A 15842-nucleotide genomic window follows, 5' to 3' on the forward strand; every position below is an offset into this window, starting at 1 on the left:
ACGCCCCTCCCCTCGCCTCGTATCTCAATGAGCACCCCTCTGCCTGAAGCCCGCTTGCTGGAAATGGTCTTTCCGGATCACACCAACCACCTGGGCACCCTGTTCGGCGGCCAAGCCTTGGCCTGGATGGACAAAGCCGCCTTCATCGTCGCCTCGCGCCACGCGCGCCGGATTGTGGTGACCGCCCGCTCGGAAGAAGTCAATTTCCGGGTGCCCGTGCGCGAAGGGCAGCTCGTGGAACTGGTGGCGCGCATCGTTAGCACGGGGCGCAGCTCCATGCAGGTGGAAGTGGAAATGACGGCGGAAGATCCGCTCACCGGCGACCGCCGCGTCTGTACCACCGGCCGCTTCGTCATGATTGCGCTCGACTCCAACGGCTCACCGACGCCGGTGCCGCCGCTGCCTGAAGCGTGAAACCGGGGGCAAGCTCATGTCGCAGCCACGGACCATCATCGGCAACTACCTCTCGCGCTATGTGCGCAAAGTGCTGGTGTGCCTAGAGGGTGGCCCCTTTGCTTGGCGGCGCGCATCTCGCACTGCCATGCATTTGGTGATTTGAAGCATTGCCTGCGGAGCTTTCGAGCGCCGTAGGCAATGCTTCAATTTACGACACGCAGCCGCTTTGCGATGTCGGGCTAGGCTGCGCCAACCCAACCTACAAATCGCAACAGCACTAAAACTGCTTGGCCATAATCTCCACCAACCAATCCACAAACGCCCTCAACCTCGCCGGCATCTGCCGATGCGGTGGATACAGCACCGTCACCGGCAACGACGGCGGTGGCGTCGCTGGCAAAATCTGCCGCAAGGTACCGTTCGCCAGACCCTCCGCCGCGCGATAACGCGGAAACTGCGCAACACCTAGTCCCGCCTCACAACACGCGAGATAAGCCTCCACACTGCTTACGGTGACGTGGCCGGGCATGCTTACTTCACGGCGTTTGCGTCCCACCATGAATTCCAGCGGCTCGCTGCGATGCGTGGTGGGTGATGACCAGTTCACCGCGTAATGCCCCTTCTCCAAATCTGCCAGGGTCTGCGGCAATCCTTGTTTGCGCACATAGGTTGCGCTGGCCACGGTTAATTGCTCGATCGTACCGACACGGCGTCCGACCAATCCGGAGTCTGGCAGTTTGCCGACACGCAATACGCAATCCACACCTTCGCGCAACAAGTCGACGAAACGGTCGCTGGTGCCGATGTCCAGTTCCAACGATGGATAGCGTGCAAAGAACGCTGGCAAGGCGGGGATCAGCCACAAACGCGCCATCTGTACCGGCACATCAATGCGCAGTCGACCTCGCGGCTGCACGGTGGCTTCACGGAAGTCCGCTTCGACGGCATCCATTTCGGCCAACAGTCGTATGCAGTGGCTGTAATACGCCTCGCCATCCTGTGTGGCATGGACGCGGCGGGTGGTTCGGCGCAGCAACTGCGTGCCCAACCTCGTCTCCAGCCGCTTGATGGTATGGGTGACGGTGGCGCGAGGCAGATTCCGGTCATCGGCCGCGGCGGTGAAGCTGCCGAGTTCGACGATGCGGGTGAATAGGCGCATGGCATCAAGGCGATCCATGGATTGTTGATCCAAATGGAATAGTGATACTCATTATTCAGTATTTATCGCATCACCGCATCGGCCGATGATGCGCCATCCCCCAACCCCACCATGAGACGAATCATGCAGACACGCACACTTGGCAAGAACGGCCCCGTCGTCTCCGCCCTCGGCCTCGGCTGCATGGGCATGAGCGATTTCTACGGCAAGCGCGACGATGCCGAATCTATCGCCACCATCCACCATGCGCTCGACCGCGGCGTCACCCTGCTCGATACAGCCGACATGTACGGCCCTTTCATCAACGAGGAACTGGTTGGCAAGGCCATCAAGGGACGCCGCGACCAGGTTTTCCTGGCGACCAAGTTCGGCATCGTGCGCGATGCCGCCGACCCAGCCAAGCGCGGGATCAGCGGTCGCCCGGAGTATGTGCGCGCCAGCTGCGACAACAGCCTGAAACGGCTGGGGGTGGATCACATCGATCTGTATTACCAGCATCGCGTGGATGTGAGTGTGCCGATTGAGGAAACCATCGGCGCGATGGCCGAGCTGGTGGCGGCGGGCAAGGTGCGTTACATCGGTATGTCCGAAGCCTCCGCGCAGAACATTGAGCGCGCCAGCAAGGTGCACACGATTACCGCTTTGCAAAGCGAGCTTTCGCTATGGACGCGCGATCCGGAGGAAAACGGCACGCTGGCCATGTGCCGCAAGCTGGGCATTGCGCTGGTGGCGTATTCGCCGCTTGGCCGTGGCTTTCTCACGGGCGCGATCACCAAGCTGGAGGATTTCGAGCCCGACGATTTCCGCCGCACCAATCCGCGTTTCGCGGGCGAGAACTTCGCGCGCAACCTGCAACTGGTGAAACAGGTCGAGGTGATGGCGCAGGAAAAAGGCTGCACGCCAGCGCAACTGGCGCTCGCCTGGGTCCTCGCGCAAGGACAGGATATCGTGCCGATTCCCGGCACCAAGCAGCGTTCGCGCCTGGATGAAAACCTGGGTGCGCTGGATGTGCGGTTGAGCCAGGAAGACCTGGACTCGATCGAGCGCATTTTCCCGGTGGAAGCCGTGGCCGGTGCGCGCTACACCGAAGCCGGCATGGCGCACATCAATAAATAAGCCGCAACACCCGTCGTCCCGGCGCAGGCCGGGACGACGATTTCAAAGCATCGACGAAGCCAGCGCAGTAAAATGCGCGAATGACCACTCCCGAACACTCCCCGCTCGGCAAGCACACTGCCTACGCCGATCGCTACGATCCCAGCCAGCTTTTCCCGATCCCACGCCAGGCCAAGCGCGATGAGATCGGCGTGCACGAGCCGCTGCCTTTCCATGGCGTGGATATCTGGAACGCCTACGAACTGTCCTGGCTGGATATGCGTGGCAAGCCGGTGGCGGCGGTGGCGGAGTTCCATGTGCCGGCGACGTCGCCGAACATCATCGAGTCGAAGTCGTTCAAGCTTTACCTCAACGGTTTCGCGCAGGAGCCGGTGGCCAACACGGCGGCGCTGAGTGCCTTGTTGCAGCAGGATCTGTCCCGCGCCGCCGGTGCTCCAGTGATGGTATTCATCCGTGAGCCAAGCGCGTCGAAACATCCCTTTGGCGATCTGGAAGGCGAGTCGATCGACGCACTGCCGGTGACCATCGACGACTACGGTCCGCCCAAGGCCGATTACCTGCGCGCTGACGCAAACGGTGCTGTCGTCGAGGAAACCCTGGTCTCGGACTTGCTGCGTTCCAACTGCCCTGTCACGGGTCAGCCGGATTGGGGCAGCGTGCAGATCACCTATCGTGGCCCGGCACTCGACCGCGAGGGATTGCTGCGTTACCTGGTGTCGTTTCGCACACACAACGAGTTTCACGAGCAGTGCGTGGAGCGCATCTTCACCGACGTAATGAGCCGCTGCCAGCCGGAACGGCTCAACGTATACGCGCGCTACACACGCCGTGGCGGACTGGACATCAACCCCTATCGCAGCACCGAACGGGGCCTGCCGAACAACCTGCGCGGTGCCAGACAGTAAGGCTACGCATCACTCGCCGCAGGTCAGGTCTCGGGTACACTCTGCCGCCTTGGTCATCGGCACTTCAGATCGAACGCGCTAGCCTTGGCAGCTGGTCCGAAGTCGTCCGTCTCCGGTTCTCTCGCACCTTATTATTTCGGAAGCCCGCCCATGAAACTCTCCGCACGTTCCGCCGCCCTCTACAGCGTCACGTTTGCCGGCCTGCTGGCGCTCAGCGCCTGCGGCAAGAACGAGCAGCAGCCTGCCAACCAGCCCGCTTCTCCGAGCACGGCCCCGGCACCGGCTGCACCGAGCACCGCTTCCAAGCCGGCGGCGGCCAGCACCGCACCGGCGCCAGCCAGCACAGCCGCTGCGCCAGCTGCCGCTCCGGCAGCAGCCAGCACCGCTGCACCGGCGGCGGCCGCAGCGCCCGCCGCTGCCGACAACAGCTTCCAGGTGAGCACCATCACCGTTGGCGATACCGTCACCCCGGATCACAAGGTGAAGAAGGAAGTGACCAGCTTCTCGCCGAGCCAGAAGACCATCTATGTCAGCGTCGATACCAGCGGCAGCACCGCCGGCGCCACACTGAATGCGAAGTGGAGCTATCTGGAAGGCAGCGGCCAACTGGTGACCAGCACCAGCCAGTCGATCATCGCCGATGGCCCCGCCACCACCACGTTCCGTGTGCAGAACCCGAACCTGTGGCCGGAAGGCAAGTACAAGGTGGACATCTCGCTCGATGGCAAGCAGGTCGCCAGCAAGACCTTCGAAGTCAAGAAGAGCTGAGCCTCGCCGACATGATGGTTACCGGGGCGCCCCGACAGGCGCCCCTTTTCATGTTGGGCATGTCACTGTCACGCAAGCCGTGGCCGACGTGTCCACGATCGATCGGCGCACATGACATATCGCCGCGCAAGGCGTCGCAAATTATTGCCTGCCATGTCTGATGTGGCACCATCGTAGTGCTGGGGACCAAAGAGAGTAGTAGCGTGGAGCAACAAGGCGGGGCCGAAGTCCTTAGCCAGGAAGATGCCTTGAGCCGGCAGGGCCCGGTCTGGTTGCGTCGATTCGGCGGTCCAGCGTTGTCAGTGCTGATGCTGTGCCTGGCGTTGTGGGCGCTGTATCGTTTGGCGGGTGAAGTGAGCTATCACCAGGTCGGCGAGTACATGCACCGCCTGCGCCGTGGCCGCATCGGCCAGGCCATCGTGCTTACCGCGCTCGGCTATGCGGTGATGCCGCTCTACGATCTGTTCGCGCTCAGCGCCATCGGCCGCAAGCTGCCGCGCCCGCGTGTGGCGCTGATCTCATTCATCAGCTACGCCTTCAGCAACACGCTGGGCATGGCGATGCTGGTGTCCGGTTCGATCCGTTACCGCTTCTACATCCAGGCCGGCCTGTCGACGATGGATGTCGCCAAGGTGGTGCTGTTCTGCACGATCAGCTTCTGGCTGGGGCTGTTTGCGATCACCGGCGTCACACTGTTGCTGGTGCCGCTGCCGCCCGGTTTGCCGCTGGCCTCCGCGCGCCTGCTGCTTGGTGCGTCGTTGACTGCGATTCCCTTGCTGTGGCTGCTCGGCGGCGCCTTGCTGCGCAAACCGGTACGCGTGTGGCGCTGGGATCTGCGCTTGCCGCCGATCTCGATCGGTCTGCGCCAGATCTTCGTCGGCGCACTGGACTGGGGCTTGGCCGCTGTCGTGCTGTATGCGCTGATGCCCGACGCGATGGATCTGCACTTCGGTTCGTTCCTGGCGATTTTTGCACTGGCGCAGATCGCTGGCTTGATCAGCCACGTGCCGGGCGGACTGGGTGTGTTCGAAGCTGTGATGCTGGCTGGCTTCGGCGCTACCGGCAATCAGGCGCATTCGGCGCCGATTCTTGGCGCCCTGGCAGCGTATCGCGGCGTGTATTACCTGCTGCCACTGTGTGCAGCCACCGTTGCCGTGGTGATTCGCGAGGCGCGAGGCTTGCGCCAGACAGCGCTACTTACGCCCTGGTTCAACGGCATCCTGCCGCCATTCTTTGCCGGGCTTACCCTCGTGTCTGGCGCCATCCTGTTGTTCTCCGGCGCCACCGCAGTACTGCCGGGACGCCTGGAATTGCTCAGCGATCTGCTGCCGCTGTCGGTGATGGAAGCCTCGCACTTCCTCAGCAGCGTGATCGGCATGTCGTTGCTGATTCTTGCGCGCGGCCTGCAACGCCGACTCGACGCGGCGTACTGGCTCACACTGGTGCTGTTGATTGCCGGTGCCGTGGCTTCGCTGCTCAAAGGCATCGACTACGAAGAAGCTGGCCTGCTGGTTCTGCTCGCCGTCGCACTGGCGCCGGCACATCGCCTGTTCTATCGACGTGCGTCGCTATTCGAAGTGACGTTCTCATTCGGCTGGCTGCTGGCATGCGCGACGGTGCTCGGCTGCACGGTGTGGCTGGTGTTCTTCAGCTACCAGCATGTGGAATACAGCAGCGACCTGTGGTGGCAGTTCAGTTTCTATCACGGCAACGCGCCACGTGCGCTGCGTGCCCTGGTCGGCGCCACCGGCGTCGCCTTGCTGTTCGCGCTGATCACGCTGATTCGCTCTGCACGTCCACGCCCCACTTTGCCGGATGACTCGGAACTGGCGCGTGCACTGCCACTGATCAAGCAGTTCCATTCCGCCCAGGCGCATCTTGCGTTGATGGGCGACAAGAGCCTGCTGTTCGATCCGAATGACAAGGCCTTCATCATGTACGGCATCGAAGGCCGCAGCTGGGTGGCGATGGGCGACCCGATCGGCAGCGATGACCGTGCACGGCAGGAACTGGTATGGACATTCCGTGAGCACTGCGAGCGCGGTGGCGGCTGGCCTGTGTTCTACCAAGTCGCGCCCGCGGATCTCGACCTGTATCTCGAAGTCGGCATGAGCCTGCTGAAGATCGGCGAGGAAGCACGCGTCAAGCTGGACCAGTTCAATCTGGACGGCAAATCGAAGAAAACCCTGCGCGGCACGATCAACAAACTCAGCCGCGAAGGTTTGCGCCTGGAGATCGTTCCTGCCGAAGAAGTACCCGCACTGTTACCGAAACTGAAGCCGGTATCCGACGCATGGCTGCGCGACAAGCGCGTACGCGAGAAAGGTTTCTCGCTAGGCGCATTCGATGACATCTATCTGTCGCGCACTCCGATGGCGGTGGTGTGGCAGGACGAAAAACCGATCGCCTTCGCCAACATGTTCCTCTGCGACAGCATGGAAGAAGCCTCGGTGGACCTGATGCGCCAGTTGCCGGATGGCCCGACAGGCCTGATGGACTACCTGTTCGTGGAACTCATGCAATGGGCCAAGATCGAGGGCTATCACTGGTTCAATCTGGGGATGGCCCCGCTGTCAGGCTTGCAGAGCCGGCGCCAGGCGCCGCTATGGAACCGGTTCGGCGCACTCATCTTTGGTCGCGGCGAGCGCTTCTATAATTTCCAAGGTCTGCACCGCTACAAGGACAAGTTCGACCCCGAATGGGAGCCGCGCTACATGGCGGTGCCAGGCGGCATCGCATTGCCTGTGGTGCTCACCAATGTCGCCAGCCTGATTTCGGGCGGCCTTACCGGAGTCGTGCGTCGATGAAGTTCCGCACCATCGCGATAGTCGTATGTCTGGCAGTCATTGCCGCCTTGATCATCTGGAAGCCCTTTCCGCGCCCCAGCATGGATGATGCGACGGTCAAACTGGCGCCCACCGTGCCGCCGCCTGCCGGGCATGACGATGTGCTGGTCGTGTTCTTCTCCGGCGACGGTGGCTGGCGCGACCTCGACCAGCAACTGGGCAAGCGGCTGGTCGCACGTGGCCTACCGGTGCTCGGCGTAAGCTGCCTGGACTATTACTGGCGCAATCGTTCGCCGGAACAATCCGCGCAGGAACTGGATGCGCTGATCACCCGATACACCACGCAATGGCACAAGCAAAAAGTGTGGCTGATCGGCTTCTCGTTCGGCGCTGACGTGCTACCGACCATCGTGGAGAAGCTCAGCCCTGCCAACCGTGCACGCCTTGTGCAGATGGTGCTGCTCTCGCCCAGCCAGGACGTGAACTTTGAAGTGGAAATGGAAGGCTACATCGCGATGCGTGAGAACTGGCTCAAGACGCATATCAAGGAAGTGATGCAGTCGATCAACCCGGTGCCGCACTATCCGGCGCTTCCACCCATTACTGCACTGCAAAACCAGCCCCCGATCATCTGTTACTACGGTCACGACGACAGTGACGACACGGTCTGCGACGATCCAAAGCTACCGACGTGGGTGAAAGTCTACGAAATGCCCGGCGATCATCACTTCGACTACAACTACGATGGTCTGGCCACACGCATGATCGGCGATCTGCCGATCGATACTTCGCCGACTGAAACCGCACCGTCACCACCCGCGACAGCACAGTGACGTTTCGCCGCACGATCTGGTAATAAAAGCCCAATGCTGCCATCACGCTTTGGCCGTTGAGCGCGCCAAGGCGTGCTCGCGCGCGTCTTCATCTAAGTGAACGCTGCGAACCTCCTTACACAAAGTTGGCACGAATGATTTACGCCACGAGTGATTGAATCGATCACCGTACTCAGCGCATTTGCTCAGTGCACCCCTTAGAGTTGAAGAGGTAATGTCATGAACGAAGGCATGATCAGGAACCAGTGGAAGGAACTCACCCCCAACATCAAACAGCATTGGGGGAAACTCACCGATGACGACCTGAAGGTCAACGCAGGCAGCACCGACTACCTGATCGACAAGGTCGAAAAACGTTATGGCATCAGCCACTCCGAGGCTGAAAAACAGGTACGCGAATTCGAAACTCAGATCAGCAAACACGCTAAGACACAACACTAAGCCTTGATTGCGGCCCGCACCAGCAAACGCACCTCGCCGTGGAGCGCGACGCTGGTGCGGGGTCACGCGTTTGGCCAACCTGCCTGGCGCACCCGATCGCGCCGGGCATGCGTGCAGAGCACGTTCTTTCCGCCGCACACCATGCGCATGTGCCGACAGATGGGTGCAACACCCGTCGAATATCGCTCAGCCCGGTGATTTGCTCGAATTCAGTCCCGGTGAATCTTCGCAGGACGATGACCCGTACATTTGAACCTGATCTACACATGACACCAACAAGCAATGCATCGAGCGTTCATGTGGCTTAACCATTCTGTCGCACGCGAACAGATCGTTTACATACTCGCTGTTCGAATCGGACACGTCGGGCATCACACATCCGGCGCTACGTCCATCGACATATGCGAGGTATTTATCATGAATAACGACACGATCAGCGGCCAATGGAAGCAGCTCGGCGGTCAGATCAAAAAGCAATGGGGCAAGCTGACTGACAACGACATGAAAGTGATCGAAGGCAATGCTGAAATGCTGGCAGGCCGTCTGCAGGAACGTTACGGTATCGCACGCGATGAAGCCGAACGGCAAGTCCGCGACTTCGAGCGGGAACTCAGCTTGAGCCGACAGGACACCGATCCCAAGCCTCACTGATGCGTGACGGGCCACCATCGCGTGGCCCACCTCCATCCAGTCACGCTTGCCATCCACGAACAGGAGATCGCCATGCTTTATTGGGCCGCTGTGTTCTTCATCATAGCCATCATCGCTGCCGTATTCGGCTTCGGTGGCATCGCCGCCGGCGCGGCGAGCATCGCCAAGATTCTCTTTATTGTGTTTATCGTGCTGTTCGTATTGTCGCTGGTATTTGGCGGCATACGCCGAGGGCCGCGTCTCTGACGCGAACCTGGATCAGGCATTTCGCCGTGGCCCGCTTGCGGGTCGCGGCATTCTCTTTGTCCATGGGATGCCCGACACATGATCACTGGCAGTTGTCATCGAGCGATCAACATCGATGCACTGCTGCGCATCAAACCTGAGCACTGCGGAACACCGCAATTCGGTCTGCTGATTGCCACGCGCCAACCGGTGTCAGCCACGACTCACCCGCCACGACCTGCGTGCAAGGGCCCAGTGTGCATACTCGAATGATGCGGGTTGCTGCCTCTCGTGCAAGCCGATTCAGCACGTCTCGCAACATCGCACCAGTAAAAGGCGTATAGAGGTAGAACACCGTACCGCGGGAAAGGTCCGCGTCGCGTGCATCCTGCTGAATGAAGCTGGCGTTGGCGAGCTTCAAATCGCTTGCGCACTGTTGCGCACTCGCCACGTAAGCCGCCTCCCACTCGATACCGATGCATTGCGCTTTGGCGCAGATCGCGGCGAGCAGCGGCACATGTCCAAGTCCTGCACCAAGATCGATCAGCACATCGTCATGATCAAGTGACAGGCGCTGGATCAGATCGAAGATGTGGCGGGCCGGGGTTGGCTGGTAGAACACCATGTCTTGCGCCAGCGGCGCAATGTCGTCACCGGGCTCGCGCCATGAGGCGATACCGCTCAGCAAGGCATCCAGGTAATCATAGCGATCTCCGCCGACGTGCCGCCCTGACATGTCATCAAACAGAGGATCAGGTACCCATGTCAGCAATCGCTCCACGCCACGGCCTTGCTGGATGTCCTCGCGTATCTGTCGATAGATCTGACTGTTGACCGCTTCCAGGCCATCCCGCAGCGTTCTGGCACGAAGAAGAAGACTGGCATTCTCGGGCTGGCCCAATACATCGAGTAACGCCTCTTCCAGCTCGTCGATCACCTCGACACGGCGCCCCAGCTGAGCCGGGTCATACAAGGAGCGGTCATTCCCCCATGTTTCAACGATAGCCTGCAAAGTTTGCGTCATTCGTTCCAAACGTCCTGTCTTGCTCCGATAACCAGGCATTATCATCGCGCGGAACGGCGCCGCCGTCGAAACCTCCGGCGTCTTGTGTCCCCAGCGCGAGGTATCCATGCATCACCCGATCCTGGTCAGGCCGGTTGTCAGAGCGGACTTCGCCACATGGCTGCCGCTATGGGAAGGCTACAACGCCTTCTACGGCAGGCACGGTGACACTGCCCTGCCCGATAACATTATCCGCACGACCTGGTCGCGCTTTTTCGATGCCTACGAACCCGTGCATGCGTTGATCGCCGAAAGCGGCGGCACCGCGCTGGGTATCGCGCACTACCTTTTCCATCGCAGCACGATCCAGATCGAACCGGCGTGCTATTTGCAGGATCTGTTTACCAACGAAGCAGCCCGGGGCATAGGCGTGGGACGTGCGCTGATCGAAGCGGTTTACGAGCGCGCGGCAGCAGGCGGCTGCACTCGCGTGTATTGGCATACGCATGAAACCAATGCCGCGGCGATGATGCTGTACGACAACGTGGCCGACAAATCGGGATTCGTGGTTTACCGCAAATCGCTCTGATCCGTGCTGCCATCTCACGCAACAGCAACGCGGCGCAGCCATTCGGCCAGCTGTGCCAGCACCTGGTGGCGCCCTGTTTCGGTTTCGTTGAAAAGCTCGTGGAACAGCGTATCGAAGAATCGACTGGTCAGCTGTTTGGTGGCCCAAGCCCCATCGGCAAAGTCGCGGCTGCCGGAAGGATCGACCAGCCGATCGCTACCGGCAACCAGCAACAAGGTCGGCACCTTCAGACGCCATGCATCGGCGACACTCGATACGCCTGCGCGAAAGATGAAGTCCGCCACGCGCGGCGTGATAGCGCCGCTGCATAGCGGATCGTTGCGGTAATCCTCGATGACCTTGGGGTCGTGAGACAGGCCATCCAGGGGCAAGCCATTGCGCAGCGGTAGATTCGGCAGCACGCGTGCCAGTCCTGCGGCAAGACGACGCAGCCACACGGCTTCAAACGTTCGCAGCGCGGGCGAAGAAAGCACCAGCGCAGGCGGCTCCACCCGGCCGTCCAACACGGTACGCAAGGCCACCAGACCGCCCATGCTGTGGCCCAGCAGTAAGGGCAGCTTGCCGAAGTTGGAAGCGTAATCCCGGTAGACCACCGCCAGATCCCGCAACAGATCGTCGCCATGGCGGATCGCCGCCCGCTGACCAGGGGTACGACCGTGGCCGCGCTGGTCGTAGCTGCGCACCGCATAACCGCGCGCCAGAAACCACTGCGCCAACGGTTCGTAGCGTCCACTGTGCTCACCCAACCCGTGCACGATCAGTACGGCATCGCGCGCCGCAGGATTCGGCCAGTCGCGCAGATAAAGGGACTGTCCATCCGGCATGGCCAGCCACCTTGTGCCCGCCTGCTCCGCGGCATCACCGCGCGGCACGGCATGCGTTCGCACCTGTCGCTCCATAAGCTCCCCCGTAGCTAAGCCTGCTTACCTTACCGCTGCATGCATGCGCCGGGAAGCTGGCTGAACGACGAAGCAGACCGGCTTGGCTGGAAGCGCCGACAGATGCCGGAATAACGTGAGATTGCCCGGCCACCCGCCTTCCGCCGTATCACTTCCATGCAGGCGTTCGATCATCAGCCCGGCAGAGGATATTCAACTCATGACTTTGTGCATTCGGCACAAATGGCGGAGTTCTGGTTAGCCGCTCTATAAACAATTAAGAAAACTTTCCCAAGCCTGACAATAATTTCGATTTTGATAATTTTTACCAATTAAAACAGTCCGGTTTATTTTCAGCCTTCTTGTGCGAATTCCTTAATCATCTGTAAATAAAATGTCTAGGCAGCCATTTTTAGCCTTTTTCAACGCTTCGTGAAGACGAATTTCACATATTGAACACATGCTCCAGACGCTCTACGTTCACAATAAATACCGCGTTAAAAGTCATTATCTCTCGGGCTCTGGGGCTGCACGTTCGGAGAACCCAAAAGGCGCATCTTTGTATTCACGAAAAACAAGTCAAACGACACGAAGTGCGGAGGGATTCGTAGGACCTTGGTAAAGGCTTACCAAGTTGCTGGTGTTTAACAGGCCGCATCGGCTGCATGAAGCTGGCGGCGTTTGATCCCCCCCGGACAAGCGTCGATATCACATATAAAGAGGAGACACCTCATGAAACGTAGGAGTCTGTATTTTTTGATTGCTCTTGCTTTGGGCGGCGCGGGTGTCGTGCATGCGCAAGACAATACGTCGACTGCCCCCCCAGGCAGCTCGAGCAGTGACGTCAGTACCACCAGTTACGACGACCGCTGGTATGTCGGCCCGACGGTCGGCTACTACCACAACGACACCAAGCGGCTCACCAACAAGAATCAGATCTACTATGGTCTGGTAGTCGGCAAGTTCATTTCCCCGAATGTATCGATCGACATCTTCGCCGATCGTACCCGCCGCACCTTCCGCAGCTATCTCGATGCCGGCCGCTGGTCCAGCAACAACCTGGGTGTCGACGCACGCTATTACTTCCTCGATTGGAACGCATGGCGTCCCTACCTGGTTGGCGGCATCATGGCTAGCCAACACATCAACTCCTTCGACCACAAGATCGATCCTGCGGCCGAAGGCGGTGTCGGTCTCTCCAAGACAATTACCCAGAACATCGACATCCGTGGCGAAGTCAAATACCGCTACGACTGGGATGACAAGACCTTCCCGCAGCGCAATGGCTATGGCGATGCCATGGTCGACTTCATGGTGCTATTCCGTCTTGGCCCTCCGCCGGCGCCGGCCGCACCGCCGCCGCCACCGCCGCCGCCGCAGCCTGACTGCTCCAAGCAGTTCCGCAACGGCGTGAACCTGTGCGACAACAAGTGCCCGGATCTGCCGGAAGGCACGATCGTCGGTCCGGATGGTTGCCCGCAGAAGGTGGTGATCGACCTGAAGGGCGTGAACTTCAAGTTCGACCGTCCGAAGAAGGGCGAGACCAACATCGAACCGACCCTGGCAGTGCCGGCATCCGATTCGATGGCGATCCTGGATCAGGCGGTGGATACGCTCAAGCGCTATCCGCAGGTGCATGTCACCGTTGCCGGTTACACCGACAGCGTGGGCACGGCCGCTTACAACCAGGGCCTGTCGGAGCGTCGTGCGAAGATCGTGTACGACTACCTGACGGCGCATGGCATCGACCCGAGTCGTCTGGATGGTCCGATCGGTCACGGCTTGAACGACCCGATCGACACCAACAAGACCGCTGCCGGTCGCGCACGCAACCGTCGCACCGAACTGCAGGTTCAGCAGTAATCGGAAGTCTGCAAGGCGTTATGAAAAAGCCCGGCTTATGCCGGGCTTTTTCTTTTCTGTGAGACAACTCAACGCCGTCACTAACACGCACCCGCAGCGCAACAGTTGCGCGCCTTGGCATGAGAAACCGACACAGCCTCTGCTGGCGGCGCCTCTGTTTCGGTTAACGTCGAAGTTTCGGTGATCGCTGCGGCCTCTGATAACGCACGGGCTTCTGCAGCACCTTTGCGTTCGCTGTAGCGATCGACCAGATAGTCGCTGCGATCACGTACCATCAAAGTGAATTTCAACAACTCCTCCATGACATCCACCACACGGTCATAGAACGGCGAAGGCTTCATCCGGCCGTTCTCATCGAATTCCTGCCAGGCCTTGGCCACCGATGACTGATTCGGGATGGTCACCATGCGCATCCAGCGGCCGAGCACGCGCAGCGCATTGACGACATTGAAGGATTGCGAACCGCCACTGACCTGCATCACGGCCAATGTTCGTCCCTGCGTGGGTCGAACGCTGCCTTCCTCAAGCGGCAGCCAATCGATCTGGTTTTTGAATACGCCAGTGACGGAGCCATGACGCTCAGGGCTTACCCAGACCTGCCCTTCCGACCATAGTGACAGCGCACGCAACTCCTGCACCTTGGGATGGCTGGCCGGCACGCTGTCGAGGATCGGCAATTCGTGTGGATCGAACACACGAGTTTCCGCGCCGAAGTGTTGAAGAATGCGCTCAGCCTCAAGGGCCAGTTTTCGACTGAATGACTGGGGCCGCAAGGATCCGTAAAGGATCAGAATGCGCGGCGGATGAGTGGAGCCCGATGGCAATGACAGCTTTTCCGAGCTGGGGCTATCGAGTAATTCGGTGCTGACGTACGGCAGATCAGGGAGGGACATAGAGCGGCCTGGGTTCAGTTGCATCGCTTCTATGATTCTATCATTATGGAAATGTCGAATAGAAATCTTAATACCCCGTCTTCGGACCCATGGCCCATGCACCCTTGTCGCGTTCTTTTCATTTGTACGGGCAACTCCGCCCGCAGCATCCTCTCGGAAGCCACGCTCAATCATCTCGGCAAAGGGCGGTTTGAGGCTTTTAGCGCAGGCAGCCAGCCTACGGGTCGGGTCAACCCCTACGCCCTGGAGGAACTCGTCAGCGCGGGTATCTCTACAGCAAACCTCTCGAGCAAGTCCTGGGATCGATTCGTCGATGAAGGGGTGCCGCCGCTCGATATCGTGATCACGGTATGCGATAGCGCGGCGAAGGAGCCATGTCCCGTCCTCTTTGGGGATTTCGTGCGCACGCATTGGGGCCTTTCCGATCCGGCAGCAGTACAGGGCAACGCCATCGCGATCAGTCAAGCGTTTCAGCACGCGCATGCGTTGATCACCTACCGCTTGATGGCGCTGCTGAACTTGCCGGTCGAGTCCATGACGCACGACGAACTCCAGCACGCGCTCGATCGCATCGGTGCGATTGGTGACGATGAGCAGGAAGACATCGCATGAGTACGGTAGGCACCGAGGCAACAACAACCGCACATCAAAACCGGCGCAAATCCGCTTTTTTGAGCACAATCTCAGGCGGTTTTCGCTACCGAGTCAGCTGGCCGCGATCGGTGACGCCGCGTTACGCCACGGCAGATTGATCCACCATCAGACCAAGCTATTACACTGCGTTCGCGCTTCCTCACCTTTTCATTCACATAGTGCAATCCGCATCATGCAGAACAAACAAGCCATTACGATTCTTTCAGCGCTCGCTCAAGAGTCGAGGCTGGCGGTGTATCGGTTGCTGATCGAGCACGCACCTGAGGGTCTGGCGGCCAGCGTGATTGCAGAAAAGTTGGGGCTAGCTAATGCGACGCTCTCTTTCCACCTCAAAGAGCTATCCCACGCAGGCCTGGTGATCAGTCGGCAGGATGGTCGCTTTATCTATTACACGCCGGTAATCGAAGCGATGAACGATCTGATTGGCTACCTGACCGATCATTGCTGCAGTCAGAGCCAGACGCATTGTGCGGTTGGCCCGACGTCGTGCAAACCTGCCAAGACTGCCGGCAAGACGCGGCGAAAAGTGTCTGCCTCTTAATCGGTTTGCCCGGGGCCGCGGATATCTGGACAGATCTGCTGGGCGCCCATCGAAGTTTGCCCGGTCAGCGAGGCCCGTAAGGCCAGCCGATCACTCAAAAAGACCGCGCTCGAACCCACATGCCCCACGGATTGCCTGGCG

18 protein-coding genes are annotated in these 15842 nt (G+C 60.0%); 14 read left to right on the forward strand and 4 right to left on the reverse strand.

What is annotated here, in order from left to right:
- The first annotated feature begins 21 nt into the window (after window positions 1-21).
- Both ISN74_RS18190 and ISN74_RS21255 read left to right on the forward strand, forming a co-directional pair.
- Window positions 22-414, forward strand: a complete 393-nt coding sequence (locus tag ISN74_RS18190; protein WP_188800768.1) for an acyl-CoA thioesterase — start codon at window positions 22-24, stop codon at window positions 412-414.
- Window positions 415-430: 16 nt separating this feature from the next.
- Window positions 431-559, forward strand: a complete 129-nt coding sequence (locus ISN74_RS21255; RefSeq protein ID WP_268235714.1) for a hypothetical protein — start codon at window positions 431-433, stop codon at window positions 557-559.
- 114 nt (window positions 560-673) lie between these two features.
- Here ISN74_RS21255 and ISN74_RS18195 read toward each other — a convergent pair whose 3' ends face one another.
- Window positions 674-1573 carry a LysR family transcriptional regulator gene (locus ISN74_RS18195; protein ID WP_188800591.1) on the reverse strand — a complete coding sequence of 300 codons (900 nt, stop codon included), beginning with the start codon at window positions 1571-1573 and terminating at the stop codon, window positions 674-676.
- 105 nt (window positions 1574-1678) lie between these two features.
- On the opposite strand from ISN74_RS18195, the gene ISN74_RS18200 reads away from it, so the two are divergent.
- The 8 genes from ISN74_RS18200 (at window position 1679) to ISN74_RS18235 (ending at window position 9301) form a co-directional block, all read left to right on the forward strand.
- Window positions 1679-2671 carry an aldo/keto reductase gene (locus ISN74_RS18200; RefSeq protein WP_188800593.1) on the forward strand — a complete coding sequence of 331 codons (993 nt, stop codon included), beginning with the start codon at window positions 1679-1681 and terminating at the stop codon, window positions 2669-2671.
- 80 nt (window positions 2672-2751) lie between these two features.
- Entirely contained in the window at window positions 2752-3576 is an 825-nt protein-coding gene (gene queF / locus ISN74_RS18205) for an NADPH-dependent 7-cyano-7-deazaguanine reductase QueF (protein ID WP_188800595.1), read from the forward strand.
- 150 nt (window positions 3577-3726) lie between these two features.
- On the forward strand, window positions 3727-4344 hold the full coding sequence (locus tag ISN74_RS18210; protein WP_188800596.1) for a hypothetical protein: 618 nt from the start codon (window positions 3727-3729) through the stop codon (window positions 4342-4344).
- A 248-nt stretch (window positions 4345-4592) separates the two neighbouring features.
- The gene (gene mprF / locus ISN74_RS18215; protein ID WP_229679364.1) at window positions 4593-7151 is read left to right on the forward strand and encodes a bifunctional lysylphosphatidylglycerol flippase/synthetase MprF; all 2559 of its coding nucleotides are present in this window, start codon (window positions 4593-4595) and stop codon (window positions 7149-7151) included.
- Complete coding sequence (locus ISN74_RS18220) at window positions 7148-7963, forward strand: AcvB/VirJ family lysyl-phosphatidylglycerol hydrolase (RefSeq protein WP_188800600.1); 816 nt, start codon at window positions 7148-7150, stop codon at window positions 7961-7963. The genes mprF and ISN74_RS18220 overlap by 4 nt, the downstream gene beginning before the upstream one ends.
- Window positions 7964-8182: 219 nt before the next feature.
- Window positions 8183-8404 (forward strand): CsbD family protein, encoded by a 222-nt coding sequence (locus tag ISN74_RS18225; RefSeq protein ID WP_188800601.1) that lies wholly within the window; start codon window positions 8183-8185, stop codon window positions 8402-8404.
- Between the two features lie 417 nt (window positions 8405-8821).
- The gene (locus tag ISN74_RS18230; RefSeq protein WP_188800603.1) at window positions 8822-9055 is read left to right on the forward strand and encodes a CsbD family protein; all 234 of its coding nucleotides are present in this window, start codon (window positions 8822-8824) and stop codon (window positions 9053-9055) included.
- Window positions 9056-9127: 72 nt separating this feature from the next.
- Window positions 9128-9301 carry a DUF1328 domain-containing protein gene (locus ISN74_RS18235; RefSeq protein ID WP_188800770.1) on the forward strand — a complete coding sequence of 58 codons (174 nt, stop codon included), beginning with the start codon at window positions 9128-9130 and terminating at the stop codon, window positions 9299-9301.
- Between the two features lie 130 nt (window positions 9302-9431).
- On the opposite strand, the gene ISN74_RS18240 is transcribed toward ISN74_RS18235, so the two are convergent.
- Window positions 9432-10412: a methyltransferase domain-containing protein gene (locus tag ISN74_RS18240; RefSeq protein WP_188800605.1), complete on the reverse strand. Its 981-nt coding sequence runs from the start codon at window positions 10410-10412 to the stop codon at window positions 9432-9434.
- Here ISN74_RS18240 and ISN74_RS18245 point away from each other — a divergent pair.
- Window positions 10411-10872 carry a GNAT family N-acetyltransferase gene (locus ISN74_RS18245; RefSeq protein WP_188800607.1) on the forward strand — a complete coding sequence of 154 codons (462 nt, stop codon included), beginning with the start codon at window positions 10411-10413 and terminating at the stop codon, window positions 10870-10872. The two genes, ISN74_RS18240 and ISN74_RS18245, sit on opposite strands and share 2 nt — an antisense overlap.
- 14 nt (window positions 10873-10886) lie before the next feature.
- On the opposite strand, the gene ISN74_RS18250 is transcribed toward ISN74_RS18245, so the two are convergent.
- Entirely contained in the window at window positions 10887-11759 is an 873-nt protein-coding gene (locus tag ISN74_RS18250) for an alpha/beta hydrolase (RefSeq protein ID WP_425488854.1), read from the reverse strand.
- 723 nt (window positions 11760-12482) lie between these two features.
- Between ISN74_RS18250 and ISN74_RS18255 the strand changes: the two genes are divergently transcribed.
- The gene (locus ISN74_RS18255) at window positions 12483-13613 is read left to right on the forward strand and encodes an OmpA family protein (protein WP_203546646.1); all 1131 of its coding nucleotides are present in this window, start codon (window positions 12483-12485) and stop codon (window positions 13611-13613) included.
- A gap of 80 nt (window positions 13614-13693) precedes the next feature.
- Here ISN74_RS18255 and arsH read toward each other — a convergent pair whose 3' ends face one another.
- Complete coding sequence (gene arsH / locus ISN74_RS18260) at window positions 13694-14506, reverse strand: arsenical resistance protein ArsH (RefSeq protein WP_188795132.1); 813 nt, start codon at window positions 14504-14506, stop codon at window positions 13694-13696.
- 96 nt (window positions 14507-14602) lie between these two features.
- On the opposite strand from arsH, the gene ISN74_RS18265 reads away from it, so the two are divergent.
- Entirely contained in the window at window positions 14603-15118 is a 516-nt protein-coding gene (locus ISN74_RS18265) for an arsenate reductase ArsC (protein ID WP_188799367.1), read from the forward strand.
- A 214-nt stretch (window positions 15119-15332) separates the two neighbouring features.
- Window positions 15333-15701, forward strand: coding sequence for an ArsR/SmtB family transcription factor (locus ISN74_RS18270; protein WP_188799368.1), 369 nt, complete (start codon window positions 15333-15335; stop codon window positions 15699-15701).
- Window positions 15702-15842: the final 141 nt, after the last annotated feature.

It is taken from the genome of Dyella caseinilytica (genome assembly GCF_016865235.1).
Taxonomy (GTDB): domain Bacteria; phylum Pseudomonadota; class Gammaproteobacteria; order Xanthomonadales; family Rhodanobacteraceae; genus Dyella_B; species Dyella_B caseinilytica.